Annotated in this window: 15 protein-coding genes and 1 riboswitch; of the genes, 6 read left to right on the top strand and 9 right to left on the bottom strand. The window is 38.3% G+C overall.

Annotated elements, in window-relative coordinates:
- The first annotated feature begins 40 nt into the window (after positions 1–40).
- Positions 41–1,612, top strand: coding sequence for a bifunctional metallophosphatase/5'-nucleotidase (locus EPL02_RS04045; RefSeq protein ID WP_165932506.1), 1,572 nt, complete (start codon positions 41–43; stop codon positions 1,610–1,612).
- Positions 1,613–1,741: 129 nt separating this feature from the next.
- Positions 1,742–2,632 carry an alpha/beta fold hydrolase gene (locus tag EPL02_RS04040; protein ID WP_131887020.1) on the top strand — a complete coding sequence of 297 codons (891 nt, stop codon included), beginning with the start codon at positions 1,742–1,744 and terminating at the stop codon, positions 2,630–2,632.
- A gap of 90 nt (positions 2,633–2,722) precedes the next feature.
- On the opposite strand, the gene EPL02_RS04035 is transcribed toward EPL02_RS04040, so the two are convergent.
- Positions 2,723–4,069, bottom strand: coding sequence for a hemolysin family protein (locus EPL02_RS04035; RefSeq protein ID WP_131887019.1), 1,347 nt, complete (start codon positions 4,067–4,069; stop codon positions 2,723–2,725).
- A gap of 590 nt (positions 4,070–4,659) precedes the next feature.
- Here EPL02_RS04035 and gloA2 point away from each other — a divergent pair.
- Positions 4,660–5,055 carry an SMU1112c/YaeR family gloxylase I-like metalloprotein gene (gloA2, locus tag EPL02_RS04030; RefSeq protein ID WP_131887018.1) on the top strand — a complete coding sequence of 132 codons (396 nt, stop codon included), beginning with the start codon at positions 4,660–4,662 and terminating at the stop codon, positions 5,053–5,055.
- A gap of 25 nt (positions 5,056–5,080) precedes the next feature.
- On the opposite strand, the gene lepB is transcribed toward gloA2, so the two are convergent.
- From lepB to EPL02_RS04015, 3 genes are all read right to left on the bottom strand, one after another.
- Entirely contained in the window at positions 5,081–5,635 is a 555-nt protein-coding gene (gene lepB, locus EPL02_RS04025) for a signal peptidase I (RefSeq protein ID WP_131887017.1), read from the bottom strand.
- A 789-nt stretch (positions 5,636–6,424) separates the two neighbouring features.
- Positions 6,425–6,748 (bottom strand): LapA family protein, encoded by a 324-nt coding sequence (locus EPL02_RS04020; RefSeq protein ID WP_131887016.1) that lies wholly within the window; start codon positions 6,746–6,748, stop codon positions 6,425–6,427.
- A gap of 191 nt (positions 6,749–6,939) precedes the next feature.
- Entirely contained in the window at positions 6,940–7,668 is a 729-nt protein-coding gene (locus tag EPL02_RS04015; protein WP_131887015.1) for a M48 family metallopeptidase, read from the bottom strand.
- Between the two features lie 265 nt (positions 7,669–7,933).
- Positions 7,934–8,035, top strand: a riboswitch (SAM riboswitch).
- Positions 8,036–8,103: 68 nt separating this feature from the next.
- Between EPL02_RS04015 and EPL02_RS04010 the strand changes: the two genes are divergently transcribed.
- Complete coding sequence (locus tag EPL02_RS04010) at positions 8,104–8,352, top strand: hypothetical protein (RefSeq protein ID WP_094911670.1); 249 nt, start codon at positions 8,104–8,106, stop codon at positions 8,350–8,352.
- Positions 8,353–8,734: 382 nt separating this feature from the next.
- On the opposite strand, the gene EPL02_RS04005 is transcribed toward EPL02_RS04010, so the two are convergent.
- On the bottom strand, positions 8,735–9,535 hold the full coding sequence (locus tag EPL02_RS04005) for a VOC family protein (RefSeq protein ID WP_131887014.1): 801 nt from the start codon (positions 9,533–9,535) through the stop codon (positions 8,735–8,737).
- A 318-nt stretch (positions 9,536–9,853) separates the two neighbouring features.
- Here EPL02_RS04005 and EPL02_RS04000 point away from each other — a divergent pair, with 318 nt between their 5' ends.
- Positions 9,854–10,141 carry a hypothetical protein gene (locus EPL02_RS04000; RefSeq protein WP_094911668.1) on the top strand — a complete coding sequence of 96 codons (288 nt, stop codon included), beginning with the start codon at positions 9,854–9,856 and terminating at the stop codon, positions 10,139–10,141.
- A 152-nt stretch (positions 10,142–10,293) separates the two neighbouring features.
- Here EPL02_RS04000 and EPL02_RS03995 read toward each other — a convergent pair whose 3' ends face one another.
- The 4 genes from EPL02_RS03995 to EPL02_RS03980 all read right to left on the bottom strand — a co-directional run bounded on the left by EPL02_RS03995 (position 10,294) and on the right by EPL02_RS03980 (position 14,710).
- Complete coding sequence (locus EPL02_RS03995; RefSeq protein WP_094911667.1) at positions 10,294–11,469, bottom strand: MFS transporter; 1,176 nt, start codon at positions 11,467–11,469, stop codon at positions 10,294–10,296.
- Positions 11,470–11,585: 116 nt separating this feature from the next.
- Complete coding sequence (locus tag EPL02_RS03990; RefSeq protein ID WP_094911666.1) at positions 11,586–12,887, bottom strand: NCS2 family permease; 1,302 nt, start codon at positions 12,885–12,887, stop codon at positions 11,586–11,588.
- A gap of 179 nt (positions 12,888–13,066) precedes the next feature.
- Positions 13,067–13,999, bottom strand: coding sequence for a sensor histidine kinase (locus EPL02_RS03985; RefSeq protein WP_131887013.1), 933 nt, complete (start codon positions 13,997–13,999; stop codon positions 13,067–13,069).
- A gap of 12 nt (positions 14,000–14,011) precedes the next feature.
- A complete protein-coding gene (locus EPL02_RS03980; RefSeq protein ID WP_094911664.1) occupies positions 14,012–14,710 on the bottom strand; it encodes a LytR/AlgR family response regulator transcription factor in 699 nt (232 codons plus the stop codon).
- 167 nt (positions 14,711–14,877) lie between these two features.
- Here EPL02_RS03980 and EPL02_RS03975 point away from each other — a divergent pair, with 167 nt between their 5' ends.
- Positions 14,878–15,615: an ABC transporter ATP-binding protein gene (locus EPL02_RS03975; protein WP_131887012.1), complete on the top strand. Its 738-nt coding sequence runs from the start codon at positions 14,878–14,880 to the stop codon at positions 15,613–15,615.

Raw genomic sequence — 15,615 nt, 5'->3', positions numbered from 1 at the left:
ATGATAGCCTAACGGTAACAGCATGAGGAGGGGATATGAAATGATGTTATTTCAGCGAGTAGCGATGCTTTTACTTGTAGGCATCTTATTGTTTACTACGTATCACCATGCTTTTCAAACGCATTTTACAGCCTCATCTAATGATTTAATCCACGTACAGCTTTTAGGTATAAACGATCTTCACGGTCAGTTAGATCAATACCAGCAGCTCCAAGGCAAGAAAGTAGGAGGAGCTGAATATCTCGCTTCTCATTTACAAGCATACCAAGAAAAAAACCCGAACACGCTTCTCGTTCACATCGGTGATATGGTCGGTGGGAGTCCTCCTATTTCTTCGTTATTTAATGATGAACCAACAATTGAATTCTTGAATTTGCTAAACGTTAATATTGGTACTCCAGGCAACCATGAATTTGATCGTGGAGTAGCAGAAATGAAACGCTTAATTCATGGTGGATATCATGAAAAAACCGGGCGCTTTAAAGGAGCGACGGCAAAGTACATTTCGTCCAACGTTTTAGATAAAAAAACCGGAAAAACTGTGTTTCCCCCATATATCATTAAGAAAATAAATGGAATCAAGATTGGCTTTATTGGAGTTGTCACGACGGATACAAACGATTTTGTACTGTCAAATAGCCGCCAAGAAGTCGTAATTACAGATGAAGTAAATGCCATTAATAAAAGTGCACAGCAACTGAAAGAGCAGGGGGTACGTTCCATTGTAGTTCTAGCACATATTGCAGTAAACTCAGATCAAAACGGTGGTAATCCAAAGGAAGATTTAGCTGAAATGGCATATAAAGTAGATGATGAAGTAGACGTCATGTTTGGAGCTCACAATCACCAGTATGCTAATACCATTGTTGATGATAAACTTCTCGTTCAGGCTTACTCCTATGGAAAAGCTTTTTCACAAGTTGAGCTGGGGATTGATAAGCGTACTGAAGAGATTACCTACAAACAAGCGGAAATTGTACCTGTAGAACATAAATCTGTAAAGCCAGACCCAAAGGTAATGACGCTTTTACAAACGTATAAGGATCAGCTTGGTACGCATGCAGGTAAAACTATCGGAACGCTTCCTTATAAGCTGACACGTAAAAAAAATGAGAGGGCTGAGTCGCCTCTTGCTCAGCTTGTGGCAGAAGCAAGCAGAAAAGAAATGCAGGCGGATATCGCACTTGTCCATCATGGAGGAATTCGAGCAAGCCTTCCTAAGGGAGACGTGACGAAAAAAGAGTTGTATACGGCTTTTCCCTTTGAGCATCACCTGGTCAAAATTGAGCTAACAGGTAAGGAGCTATATGAAGTATTAGAGCAGCAGTGGAGTGAAAAATATGATGCAGCTTTACAAACAGCTGGCATTACAGTGGAATGGAATGAATTAGCGCCGTTTGGTGAGCGGATTGAAGAAATTAAAGCAGAAAGCGGTGAGCCGATTGAACTGACTCAAACGTATACGATTGCTTTATCAAACTACTTACAAGAAGGTGGAGATGGCTTTTCAAAATTCAAAAGTACAAAAGTGTTACAGAAAGGTCCCCTTGTAGTAGACGCTGTAGCTACGCATTTTGAAGAGGTTAATTTAAAGAGCTTTACGAATCAATAAAAACAATATAAAAAGAGGATTGGTGCTAAACCCAACATGTAGCATGCTTTTACTGATGAAAAGAAATAATCTACGGGGACATATCATAAATTGAAAAGGTGGAGAAAGTCAAGGTGAAAGGAGTAAGAGATGAGCACCTTATATGAACCCCTTTGTTTGTCGATTCCAAGAAATTTTTTAGGTGGGGAAGAAAAGAAATTTAAAAGCAATGTAGGAGAGTTGTATTATATTGTAAGAGGAGAAGGCAAGCCTCTATTGCTCATACATAGCGTAAGCTTAGGGGCATCAAATGCTACTTGGAGAGAAAATATAGATGTATTGGCTAAGCATTTTAAAGTATATGCATTAGAGCTACCCGGTTTTGGACGCTCAGAAAAGTTGCCTATCGTCTATAAGCCAACCGTGTTCATACAGGCAATTGCTGAATTTATACAGCAAGTTATTCAAAAGCCAGCCTATGTGTTAAGCCGGGACTTACCTGCTGCGTATTGTTTATACGTGGCTTACTATTATCCAAAGTTAATTCGAAAGATTGCTCTTATTACGCCTTCTGGAATAGGGAGTAATGATACCGAACCGTGTGAATCCAGTCTAACAACGTTTAATACGTTTACACAGCCTTTTGTAGGAAATGGTGTCTACAATGCTTTTTCTTCTAAAGAAAGTATTGAATATCAGTTGAAAACATTGTTTTACACAAAGCCAGAGCTTGTCACTGAAGAAGTATTAGAAGATTTTTACCGAGCATCTCACCAGTGTCCAAATGCTAACTATGCTCCTGCTTCATTCGTAGCTGGTTTTGCTAATATTAATATTCAAGCGATTTTTCCGTTTATTACTCAATCAGTTCTTATTTTATGGGGACAAAAAGCACGCTTTAATCCCATTAGCAATTTGCAAAAGTTTGTTCAGCTAAATCCGAGCGTAAAGGTATCAATTTTTAAAGACAGCGGGTTGCTTTTACAAGAGGAAGAAAAAGATAAGTTTAATCAAACGATTGTTAATTATTTCAGGCAATAATCGTTAAATAGAAAAAAGGGTTTAAATCAGTTTATTTTCATGATTTAAACCCTTTTCTATTAGTCAAAGCTCTATTTACTTAATGCTTTCTTACATTTCAACCTCTGTAGTTTCCGGTTGTGCTGTTTCACTTTCTTCCCGAGCTAATTGACGAACTTCTACTTCTTTCATTTGATGTCCATCCATTTCTTTTGCTGTGAATTCATACCCGTATAAAGTTAAGGATTCATTTTCTTGAATATCAATGTTTTGAACAAGCATCCAGCCACCAAGCGTATCGATATCTTCATGTTCAAGTTCAATGTCTAACAGCTGATTTACTTCATCAAGCAGTACTTTTGAATTGAAGATAAAGTGTTGTTCACTAACCTTTTGAACATATGGCTTTTCATCTGTATCAAACTCATCGCGGATTTCGCCAACAATCTCCTCTAAGATATCTTCAACCGTTACAATCCCAGCCGTACCGCCGTATTCATCAATTAGCACTGCCATATGAGTACGCTGTTTCTGCATGGATAGTAGTAAATCATGAATTGGGACCGATTCAATGACTTGAATAATTGGTTTCATATATGCTTTGACAGGCTGATTGCGCACAGCATCATTTAAAACCACATCGTTTAGAATTTCTTTGATGTTCACAAGTCCGATAATATTATCTTTATCTCCATCAATGGTAATCGGATAACGAGTATAGCGATCTTCTACGGCTACTTTTAAAAATTCTTCAATCGTATCGTCTTCAGAAACAACGGCCATTTCGGTTCGTGGTACCATGATTTCACGAGCAACACGATTGTCAAATTCAAAAATGTTGTTTACATATTTGTATTCAGATTGATTAATTTCGCCACCTTTGTAGCTTTCTGACAAGATGATGCGAAGCTCTTCTTCACTGTGTGCTAGCTCGTGCTCTGAGGCTGGTTTTAACCCGAATAAGCCTGTTAATAAGCGAGCTGAGCCGTTAAGTAACCAAATAAAAGGAAACATGACCTTATAAAAGGCAATTAACGGTGGTGCAAATAGAAGCGTCACCGTTTCAGCTTTTTGAATTGCTGCCGTTTTCGGTGCTAATTCTCCGACAACGACGTGGAAAAACGTAACTGACGCAAAAGCAATTACAAACGAAAGCACGTGTGAAACGGAAGACGGTACCCCAAGGTCAGCAAACACAGGGTTCAGAATGCGCTCAACCGTTGGTTCACCCAGCCACCCTAACCCGAGTGCTGTAATGGTAATACCGAGCTGACATGCTGATAAGTACTCATCTAAGTGAGTTGTTACGGTTTTTACTGCAGCCGCTCCTTTTCGACCTTCTGCTACGAGCTGATCGACACGAGAGCTACGAAGTTTTACAATCGCAAACTCTGTCGCAACAAAATAAGCAGTTAAAGCAATTAAAAAGGCAACTAAAATTAAATTAATGGTTATCAATGAACATACTTACTCTGCAAGAGCAAAGTAAGTAAACACCTCCTGTAAATAATCAAAATTACGCCGAGAGCATGATAAACGAGTACGTGAGAATGTTTTTGACAAACATTGCCCAACACACCTTTTTCACCTGCGCTCTTCATGACGTTGTTTGTGCGTAAGCTCGTCGTTATGAAGGAGGACTTGTTTTCTATAGGGGATGTATTTTCTAATTGTTGCTTACTGTTTCTAAAGAAACGTCCTCTTTGTTTCAAAGCTTCAACAAGACGAAAATGTACGAGTAATTCTTCTGTGTAATAATTCATCGTGCGCTTTGTTATAAATGCCATCTCTGCAAGTTTGCTAACTTTATGCATCGCAACCCCATCAGAAAACCACCTCCTTTCAAGTAGTAATAGAAATAAATAGTATAGTCGCTCAAAAATTGATTTAAAAAATAGTATACTATAAAACTATGTTTGATGACAAAAAAACAATTTAATGAGTAAAAGGTTAAGAAGGAAGTGGATTTCCTAAAAAAGTAAATGATTCTTTTCTTTTTATAGATGCTCGGTTATCATGAAAGCATTGATTACATAGGAGGGGTAAGAATGGAGTTTAAGAGAATTCACCATGTAGCAATTATTGCAAGTGACTATGAGCAATCGAAAGTTTTTTATGTAGAAAAGCTAGGAGCACGTATTTTAGAAGAGACATATAGAGAGCATCGTGACTCGTATAAGCTAGACTTAGAGCTAGCGCCAGGAGTGCAAATTGAGTTGTTTTCGTTTCCAAATCCTCCGTCTCGTCCATCACAACCAGAGGCCTGTGGTCTTCGACATTTGGCGTTTGCCGTTGAAGATGTTCAAGCAGCAAAAATAGAGTTAGAGAGCAGAGGCATTGAAGTAGAAGTGATTCGAGTGGATGAATTAACTGGAAGATTATTTACGTTTTTTGCAGATCCAGACGGCCTTCCACTTGAGCTGTACGAAGAGAAGGGGAATTAAAAAAGGAGCGGATACCGCTCCTTTTTTAGTGCATTAGTTTGATATCAGTGAGAGGCCAATATTTCACGTTGACTTCACCCACAATGTCCGAGACAGGTGTTAATCCGAAGTGTCGGCCATCACGGCTTATTCGACGGTTGTCTCCAAGTACAAGTACGAAACCGTGAGGAATGGTGCCGTCATTTACGAGTTCTTCGGTAGAGAAGTTTTCGGTGAAGCGTTCGTATGTTGGGATATGCTGTAGGTATTTATGTAAGTGGGGTTCACTTACTTCTTGGTTATTAATATAGAGCTGGTCATCAATGTATTCAATCTTTTCGCCTGCAACACCGATTATTCGTTTAACGAGATACTCGTCCTGGTCATGGGGAGAGTGAAGAACGACGAGATCGAAGCGTTGATAGTTGCTTAGTTTATTAATAATAATGCGGTTGCCTTCTTGAAGCGTAGGATTCATAGAGTCTCCTTTAACGGTATAAGGCTGAAAGAAATACTGTTGCACAATAAGAGAAAAGAGAAGCGTTCCGAGAATGATAGAGCAATAGATTATGATTTCTCGTTTTATGCGAGTTTTTCTCAATATAAGAGCACCTTCTTTGTTAAGTAAATCGTTTGGTTAAATGATATTAGAAGAATAAAGAACAGAATTGATTGTACCATTGTTGGCTAAAGATTTCCATTTGTATATGGGGTTATTTATATTTTCATAGAAGGAAAGAACGCACGCGACGAGTTGTGATTTCCCCTGCGGCTTATTCGCTTTCCGCAGGGCTCGGTCTGAGCGTTCTCGTAAACTGCGGGGTCTCAGAGCGCTCGCTAGTCCTGCAGGAGTCTCACATCCTCCGTTCCACTCACGGGCTTTTGGAATAGAACACGAGCAGTCTCTATGTGTTGTTTGGGTGTGGAAGAGGGAAAGAACGCACGCAATGAGTCGTGGTTTCCACTTCGGCGTGTTCGCTTTCCGCAGGGCTCGGTCTAAGCCTCCTCGTAAACTGCGGGGTCTCAGAGCGCTCGCTAGTCCTGCAGGAGTCTCACATCCTCCGTTCCACTCACGGGCTTTTGGAATAGAACACGAGCAGTCTCTATGTGTTGTTTGGGTGTGGAAGAGGGAAAGAACGCACTGAATGAGTCGTGATTTCCACTTCGGCGTGTTCGCTTTCCGCAGGGCTCGGTCTAAGCCTCCTCGTAAACTGCGGGGTCTCAGAGCGCTCGCTAGTCCTGCAGGAGTCACGCATTTCCCGTTTCACTCACAGGCTACTGACATAGCTGATACATCCTTTAGTTAATGAATGATCATAAGGGGGAAGAAAAGCCAAAAACCCCTGCCTTCCCGTAGTGCTGGGAAGGCAGGGGGGTGTATACTTATATATTAAGCTGATGGTTCCCCTTGCGTTGATAGAGGCTTTTCTGGATCAGCTTGTGGTTCTGAGTGAGCGGCTATTTGCGTTTCTAGTTCTGCAATTCGTTTTGTTTGTTGCTTGTTTTTGCTTTTAAGCTGAGTTATTTTAACAAAACTTAGCGAAGCAGCGACGACACCACCGAATACAGCAGATGTTAAAATAATTAAAATAAGTGGCCAGTCTTGTGAGCCGAAGACGTAGTTAAATTGAACTGGCTCATTGTTAATGACAGCTAAGATAGCAATAATAAGAGCGAAAATAAGACCTAAAATGAAAAAGCTTTGTCCTTTCATTAGGTGCACATCCTTTCTGAAGATAGATAAAGGAGCAAAATTAAATTTTATACTGCCTTTACATATACTTAACCTATATTATTCAACTATAAACATTTTTTATTATCATTAAGTTTTAATAAAACACAAATTGCAAAAAAAAAACACCCATCCTTTGTTTGGTTTAGGATGGGTGTTTTTCTGTTAGCTGATTAGAATGCTTGTAAGCTGTTTTCTTCTAACCATTGTTTACGCTCTGCTGCATCTTCAAATAATGAGTCTGCATCTGTAAATTGTGAAGCAATCACATATTCAATTGTTGTTAATGGTGCTAGAAGTAGACGCCAGTTTAATACTAGCTCACCGTTTTCCATCGTTGCATATGTATCTTGCAGTTCCTTCCACGCTACAGAGTCAGGTGCATCTGCTGCTTGCTTTTTCACTGCTTTTAATGCTTCGTTGAATTTTTCACCTGCTCGTCCTTGGTACCATTCTGTTAAAAGGCTTTGAATTCCTTCGTTTGTTTCTTGTTCAGACCAAGATGATGGCACTGTTGCGATAAATTTAGCGCGGAACGTCATCTCAGGTTGCTCAACATCATCACGAACAATGTTTAAGCGATACTGACGGCCTAAATATGAAAATTTGTCATCGTTTTCAAAAGATGCCGTTTTTGCTTTAGGTGCAGCTGTAGGTTTGTTCTCAGCTTTTTTTGCAGCCGGTTTTTTTGTTTCAGTTGGTTGGTTACCACCGTTGAGTTGTTTTAAAATCCAAGTCGCTTTACGAGAAATAACAGAGCGAACGTTGTGCTCGTTTAGGCCTCGTGGGATAATTACGGTTACCCCTTCATTGTCACAAATTTGGACCGTAATATCGGTTTTATTTGGAACGACTTTAATTTTGTAGTCAATTGTTTGATTGCCAATTTGATACGTATACATATAGTTTTTCGTGCTCCTTTCTACAAATCTTCATTTTATAAGCAAAGGTAGAGTTTGGTCAAATGAAAGAATAATCAGAAAAAAAGGCTGAGAGCTTAATTAATGACTTACATCACGTTTTTTATTAGTTTTTACTTAAAGAAAAGAAAATATTCTTGCTTTACTACGCATAGATTAAAAAGAGTGACAAAACTGAAAAAAAGAAAAATTTAAAAAATAATCTTGCTAAACAGGAGATATTTGGTATAATGAAATCTAATTTAAAAAGTTATCACGAGTGGACGAGAGATCTGGCTCTACGACTCCACAGCAACCTACCAATGTAAGGTGCTCCTACCAGCAAAGCATTAGCTTTGGGTGATAAGACGGGTGAAAGCTCATTTTGCATCTAAAGCAAAATGAGCTTTTTTAATTTTAGTAGAAGGAGAGATACGGATGACACAAACAATTATAAAGAATCATGAAGAAGTACTAAACGATGTTTTAAAGCAAGTGAGGGAAATTAATGATTTTACCTGTAGAAAGCTTGAGACGTTTTACGAAATTGTCGTGAAGAGCGAGAAAGATACGTACGCTATTGGAATTGATTGCAAAGTAGTGGAGAGCTACACAGAAGAAGACTTAAAAGAAGCTTGCATAGCAAAATTGAAGCGAGTTGGATGGCTAAAAGGTACATACGCTTAAAGCTGTATTCATATCAATTGCAGTCATGTCTACAATCATGGTAAGATGCTTATCTTCTTTCTTTTCGTTTTTCGTTGAAAAGGGAGGGTATTTGTCGAAATTTTTACACAAAATAACCGTTACAACTTGGTTGAAATTGTGGTAAGGTATAAAACAAGAATATTCGAACAATTTAAAAAGGAGGTTTAGCATGGAGCTGTTGATTGAACATGGAAATGATGAAGGTAGCGAACAATTTATTGATCGCGTACTGGACTTCTTAGAGGACGATGAATAAAAGCGTAGGAGCTCGTTTCTACGCTTTTTCTTATGTACTGAAGGAATAAGTCGCCAAAGAAAAAAGAGCTTATATCGAGCGAGAAACGCGATATAAGCTCTTTCGTTATTTTCTGAACCAAAACGTCCCGCCTTGAACCTTACAGTTAGTTTCCACGTTGCTATTTGTGCATTTTACAATAAAAGGTCGCTCGCCGACTTTATATAACGTATCGTTTACAATGCCTTGGTTTGCTTGGGAAAAAATGAATGTTACATCATTTGTATATAGCTTTAGGCAGGTAGCTTGAAGCGATGGGTCGTTGTAACTCTCCCCCATGTTAGCATCCAATAAGTGAGCCCACTTCCTAGCAGTGGCCTTGACATCGTGTACAGCGCAGTATATAGCATCCATATGAAGGTAGCCTAATGGATGAGCAAATGCAGATTGCAGGGATTTTATGCGCTCTTGATCGCTTTGCTCCCACTCGATAAAAAAGGGCAAAGGAAGAGAGGTTGGGTTAGGATCTTTTAGAAAGCCCATTTTCCACTTCAAGAGCTCTCCATTTTTTGTTTTACGAGAAGCATCAATAATCGTATCCATGTGAAACCCTTTTTCATAAAGCTGTTGTTGAAGCATGTGTAGATTTGAGGTGCGAAATGCCAAGTGTCCAAATTGTCCTGTAGAAGTTTGTTCTTGGTGTAAGCGATGAATCAGTGGAGTATTGGTGGCACCAGGTGGTGTATTTAGTGAATGAAAACTTAACCATTCAATGTAAGAAAGTTGAAAGTAAGCGAGGGTATTATATGTTCCCCAGCTTTCGTGCTGCCCTCCTTCAATTACTTGTATGCCATGTGCTTTCATATCACGCTGAGCTTGATGAGGGTCTGGGGAGAAATGAACGAGATGATCAAAGTAAATATCCATCAAAAAACCTCCTTTGTGCTATGACGTTAGTATAAATCTTTTATGAACAAAGGCCAAAGAAGTTCTTCCATTTTCAGCGTATAAAAGTTATATAAAAAACATATTTTTTAATTTATGTAAAAATATTGTTATTAAGGTAATTAAAAGTGGAGGTTTCGTCTCAAAAAGCTATTTGGACGTTTGTTCACCCTCTCTCTTCTATGTCTATCAGCATGCAGTAACCAACAAGAGCAATTAACGGAGGAATTTAATGAATATAAAAAATCAGAAAAATTAAACGTGCTTCTGTAAACAACGCCGCAACCTAGTGAAAGCGTATTGCTAGCTTTTTACGAAACAGCCAATCACACATTTGGCGTTATTGAATTTGACGGTCACGCCAATCTGAAATTCGAAAAGGGAATGGAAGATAGTATAATTAATACATTGGAAGGAAAGCAAGGTAACTACATAGGAGTAATGCGCTCCTTAGAAAAAGTACCTCATGTAAAAAAAGTGAACTTATACGGAGACAAAGGCGAACTACTTGATTCTCTTGAATTAGCAAAAGATGAATCGCTCAATTCTTTTCAATTGAAGAAGCATTGGATAGTAAGTATATGGTGAAAATATTCGATAAGAACAAAGAGGTCGTATACACTGAAGCAGTTACGTTTTAAAAAGCAGTGTCGAAATGAAAGATTGGCGCTGGTTTTAGTTTTGCTTATATGTTCTTAAAAAGAAAAGACTTTAGCCAATAAGACTAAAGTCTTTTCTTTTTAAGAGCTAGGCGTTATTTCATTGGGTGAATAATCCAGTGTAATATGACGCTGAAGCAGAAGGAGCGCACTAAATGTTAATATCGCTCCAATTAAAAATGGATACATGCTGTTTAGTTCAAAAGCGAAAGCTCCCATCAGAGGCCCGAAAATCCTTCCTAAGCTATCCATTGATGAATTAATACCTGAAGCTGACCCGTAGCCAATATTCGTTTTAAGGGTAATCAGAGCGAGTACACAAGGGCGAATAAGGGCATTACCAGCCGTAAAGATGCAAAGAAAAACCGTTGCGTTAAATAAATTGGATGAAAATAAAATGGACGCAAATCCGACAGCTGAGACAATTAACCCAACAGCAATTAATTTTTTTTCATTTCCTTGCTTAAAGCGCTGTAAAACGCCGCCTTGAATAACAGCTTGCGTAAGTCCACTCGCCATAAACATCCAGCCGATCATTGTAGGGGTTACATCAATTCGTTCAATTTGAAAAAATTGAAAAGTTGCTTCAAGGCCAGCAAGCGTAAACGTTCCAAAAAAGGAGAGTAAATATAAATACTTCATTGCGCCTTTAAAATCCGTATTGAAATCTTGCAGCGTAGTTTTCTTTTCCTGAGAAATCTTTTCTCGCTGCAGTGATTCTGGCAGTGCGAAAAAAGCAAAGGTTGTCATAATCAGTGCTAATATCCCCGAAATGGTAAACGGGAAAAATAAGCTAACGGACGATAGCAATCCACCTAACGCCGGTCCAAAAATAAAGCCAAGCCCAATCGTCATTCCTAAAAGCCCCATTGCTTTTGTACGATTTTCTTCCGTAGTAATATCAGAAGCGTAAGCAAATGCACATGGAATAACCGCTCCGGCAAATAAACCTCCAAGAATACGTGATATGTACATCAGAACGAGTGAGTCATTAGCAAATGAAAAAATAAAGAAACTAGCGCTAAATCCAACTAAGCCCGTCAGAAGAACGGGTCTTCTACCTTTTCGGTCAGATAGACTCCCCCAAAATGGAGCGGTTAGAAAAGATGCGATGGAATAGCTTGCCATTAAAAGTCCAAGGTTAACCGAGCTAGCTCCAGTTGTGCGAATGACTTCTGGCACAATCGGAATAATGATGCCGAATCCGACAAAGATCATAAATAGGACAAACATAAGCGTGCCAAGCTGTTTTTTCATGTGAAGCTCCTTTCAATGAAGACGTTTTCTGTATATTCAGTATACCAAATAACGAAAGAGATGCCACTTAAATCCAATGGATCTCAAAATAAAAAAGCGATGCATAAGCACCGCTTTTAATGTGGTAAAAACACAAGTTGATATAAGAATAAGACAGCAAATACATAAACAAGTGGATGAACCTCTTTTGCTTTACCTTTTACAATCTTCATTAGTGGATGTGAGATAAATCCTAGCGCAATTCCAGTTGCAATGCTTGATGTCAGAGGCATTGTTAAGATGACAAGAAAAGCAGGAAATGCTTCATCAAACTCACTCCAGTTAATCTTTGCAATAGAGCCCATCATTAAGCTACCTACAATGATTAAAGCCGGAGACGTAATCGCTGCAATACCTGAAACGGCGCTTACAAGCGGACTGAAGAATGCAGCAACAATGAATAAAAGAGCTACGGTTACGCCAGTTAAACCTGTACGTCCACCTGCAGCAACACCAGCTGAAGATTCAATGAAAGCAGTTGTTGGGCTTGTTCCAAACATTGCACCAATTGATGTACCGAAAGAATCTGCAAGAAGAGCTTGACGTGCTTTTGGCATATGGTTATCTTTCATTAATCCTGCTTGCTGTGCTACACCAATCATTGTACCTGTCGTATCAAAAATGGTTACTAGTAAGAAAGAAAATACAACAGCATACAAACCATGCTGAATAACGTCACCAAACGCAGTTAGCGGGTTTGTAATTAAAAGTCCTTCTGGTAGAGAAGGGGCAGATACAAATCCTTGGTCAAAAGAAAGTTGACCTGTGAAAAGGGCGATAACGGCTGTAATGAGCATACCGAAAAACAACGCGCCGTTGATATTCATTGCATATAACGCAATCGTAATAGCCAATCCAACTAAAGTAAGTACAACGCCAGGAGATTGAAGATCTCCTAAGCCAACAAGATTGGATTCGTTTGCGACAATAATACCTGCTGAACGAAGGCCGACAAAGGCGATGAAAAGACCAATACCAGCTGTAATTCCATGCTTTAAGTTTCCTGGAATGGCTTCAATTAATTTCTCACGAAACGGCGTGAGCGACAAAATAACGAAAATAAGACCTGCGACAAACACGGCCGCAAAAGCAATTCTATAATCGATGTTACCGTGTGAACCGACAACAGAGTATGCAAAATATGCGTTTAATCCCATACCTGGCGCAATTGCAATTGGATAATTAGCGGCAAGTGCCATCCACAGTGTACCAATCACAGCTGAAATGATGGTTGCCATAAATACTTGATCAAATGGTACACCTGCATCTGATAAAATTACAGGATTTACAACCACGATATAAACCATTGTTAAAAATGTAGTAATTCCAGCTAAAACCTCTGTTTTAGCATTCGTGTTAGCTTCTCGTAACTTAAACATAAGTACCTCCAAAAATAACGAACATTAAAAGCAACATGATATATAATATTCGTTTTTAGAGATAAATGCAAGACATTTAATTAAAAAAGAATATTATTTTACATAGGATTTCATAGGATGAATCTTTTCTAGTATGCATCATTAGTTTGTACCATTAATAGCAAATTCATTGAAGAAAATTAAACAACAATTGGAAATTTAACTTTAATGGTTAATCGTTGGTTTTGATAAAGGTAATCTAAGTAACCGTTATATTGCTGAACTAGTTCATGAATGACAAATGTACCAAGACCTTCGTGGCTACCTAGCTTGGTGGTTTGATTAAACTGTTTAAAGAGTTGGTCCTGAAGTTCATTAGAGAGTGATGGGGTTGAATTGGTCACTTCCAGTATGTAAATACCACTTTTTACAAATGATGTGATTTTAATCTGCTTTTTATCAGTACAGACAGCTGCATCAAAGGCGTTTTCTAGAAGATTGATTAGCAAGTTCATTTGATCAAGCTTTGAAATAGGAAGTTGTGACAGTGGGTAATCAAGCTGAAATACTAGCTCGATGTTATGTTGAACTGCCTGCTGCTTCCATTGATATAGAACTGAAGCGATATGTCCGCTTTCCCCTTTCATGTATGTATTTGTGTTATACAGTGCGTCGACATAGTGTTTAATATACTCATTAGCTTTTTCATATTGGTTGCTATCGATAAGATAGGATACAGCGCTTATATGTTTCATAAAATCATGTCGCTCTCCTCGTATTTGTTGAAACGAGTCGTTCGTCTTTGAAAGCTCAGAGCTTGCTGCCATTTCACGCTTATTCGTCAGGTATATTTGTTTATGGAGTTTCGCCGTTTCGAAATAGTAAATTAATAAAACAGCTAACAGCAGCAGCGACACAATAGAGGAATCAGAAATCCATATACCGCTTACTATACAAATTGACAAAGTAAATGCTACCAATGAAATAGAAATCTCAAACGTAACTTGTTTTATATAGATATACACGCTGGTCCAAACTACTGTCCATATAAATGCAAGAGCGATAGCAGGTAGGGGCTTGCTAAGCAAAATAACAGTGGAGCATAGAGTAGTTATCGATAAGAGGTACTTCATAAAAAAGCTCCTTTAGAAAAAATTCCGCTGTAAACGATCTAAATTGCTTTTAGTGATTAGGGCGGTTTGGTTCGTTTGTTGAAATGAAATTGAATAAGAGTGCTTCGTATAGAGAGAAAAATTTTTTACATATTGAACATTAATAATAAAAGCACGATGTGAACGCATGAAATGAGACTTGTTGAGCTCTTTTTCTAAATCATTTAGCGATAGATAAGTAGAATAGTCTCCTGTTGTTGTAAAAATTGTAGTTGATCTTCCCGTTCGTTCAGCAAAAATAATATCTTTTTTATCAATGATTTGCATTTCATTTTTTTGTTTTAAGACAAGCTTATCCTTCCTACCTTGAGGTTCGTTAATTTGTAAAAATCGATTAATGCCTTTAAATAATCGCTCTTTCGAGTAAGGTTTCATGATGTAGTCTAAAACGTTCAATTCAAAAGCGTGTACCGCAAAGCCTGTATGGCCCGTAACAAAAATGACTTTAATATTTAGCGCGTAGCTATTTATAAAATCGGCTAATTCATATCCTGAAAGCAAAGGCATTTCAATATCTGTAATGAGCAAGTCAATTTCGTCTTTTTTAATTTCTTCGTACGCTTCTTCAGCATCACTTGTTGCAAAAATAATTTCAAGATTATCTGCGTTTTTTAACGATAATTTTAACTTTTCTAAATCGTACTTTTCATCATCTACTAATCCAACCTTCATATCAGACCCTCACATGCATTAAAAGTTTCTTCATTATTTTACCATGTCTGAGAAGTGAAAAGGTACGCTTCGTGACAGGAAATGACCTTTTAATGACAGGTTCGGTGTTTTGTTCCATATTCTTTTGTAAAATGAAACCAATCAACAGAACGGAAAGGGGTATAAAGGTGATTGAACTGAAGGGTGTATCTAAACTTTTTGTTGAAAAAAAAGAAAAAATTCAAGCGGTTCAAAGTGTAAACGTCAAGATAAAAAAAGGAGAGGTTGTGGGCCTTTTAGGTGAAAATGGAGCGGGGAAAACGACGCTTTTGCGAATGATTTCAACCGTTATGGAACCATCTGAAGGTAGCATTTTCATTGAAGGTATTAACATTCATAGAGATCCTAACAAAGTAAAAAAAAGAATGGGTGTATTGTTCGGAGGGGAAACGGGATTGTACGACCGCTTGACGGCAAGGGAAAACTTATCTTATTTTGCAAAGTTTTATGGAATGAGTAAACATGAAACAAAAGTAAGGATTGAAGAGTTAGCGAAGCGATTCGGCATGCGCGACTATTTGGATCGAAAAGTAGGAGGATTTTCAAAAGGAATGCGTCAAAAGGTAGCAATTGCAAGGACGCTTCTACATAATCCAGACGTTATCTTGTTTGACGAACCAACGACCGGTCTTGATATTACGGCTGCTAATATGTTTCGTGAGCTGGTGCGAAGTTTGAAAAAAGAAGGAAGGACTATTATCTTTTCCAGTCACATAATGGAGGAAGTTGAACAGCTCTGTGAATCTGTCATTATGATACACAAAGGAAAAATGGTATATCACGGGACAAATGAATCTCTATATGAAGAAGAAGAAAGCAGAGATTTAAACTATATCTTTATGTCTCGTATTATAAGGGGGGCTTAA

The sequence above is a fragment of the Bacillus sp. CBEL-1 genome (assembly GCF_004348885.1).
GTDB lineage: Bacteria > Bacillota > Bacilli > Bacillales > Bacillaceae_H > Priestia > Priestia aryabhattai_A.
The sequence above is the reverse complement of the archived record's forward strand: the minus strand, read 5'-3'. Positions and strand labels throughout refer to the sequence as shown.

What these genes read in the sequence shown, in the direction of transcription:
- EPL02_RS04020 (WP_131887016.1), bottom strand. Translation starts at nt 6,748, where the DNA reads ATGAAAGGACAAAGCTTTTTCATTTTAGGTCTTATTTTCGCTCTTATT.
- EPL02_RS03985 (WP_131887013.1), bottom strand. Translation starts at nt 13,999, where the DNA reads ATGAAGTACCTCTTATCGATAACTACTCTATGCTCCACTGTTATTTTG.
- EPL02_RS03995 (WP_094911667.1), bottom strand. Translation starts at nt 11,469, where the DNA reads ATGAAAAAACAGCTTGGCACGCTTATGTTTGTCCTATTTATGATCTTT.
- EPL02_RS03980 (WP_094911664.1), bottom strand. Translation starts at nt 14,710, where the DNA reads ATGAAGGTTGGATTAGTAGATGATGAAAAGTACGATTTAGAAAAGTTA.
- EPL02_RS04045 (WP_165932506.1), top strand. Translation starts at nt 41, where the DNA reads ATGATGTTATTTCAGCGAGTAGCGATGCTTTTACTTGTAGGCATCTTA.
- EPL02_RS04005 (WP_131887014.1), bottom strand. Translation starts at nt 9,535, where the DNA reads ATGGATATTTACTTTGATCATCTCGTTCATTTCTCCCCAGACCCTCAT.
- EPL02_RS03990 (WP_094911666.1), bottom strand. Translation starts at nt 12,887, where the DNA reads ATGTTTAAGTTACGAGAAGCTAACACGAATGCTAAAACAGAGGTTTTA.
- EPL02_RS04040 (WP_131887020.1), top strand. Translation starts at nt 1,742, where the DNA reads ATGAGCACCTTATATGAACCCCTTTGTTTGTCGATTCCAAGAAATTTT.
- gloA2 (WP_131887018.1), top strand. Translation starts at nt 4,660, where the DNA reads ATGGAGTTTAAGAGAATTCACCATGTAGCAATTATTGCAAGTGACTAT.
- EPL02_RS04015 (WP_131887015.1), bottom strand. Translation starts at nt 7,668, where the DNA reads ATGTATACGTATCAAATTGGCAATCAAACAATTGACTACAAAATTAAA.
- EPL02_RS04010 (WP_094911670.1), top strand. Translation starts at nt 8,104, where the DNA reads ATGACACAAACAATTATAAAGAATCATGAAGAAGTACTAAACGATGTT.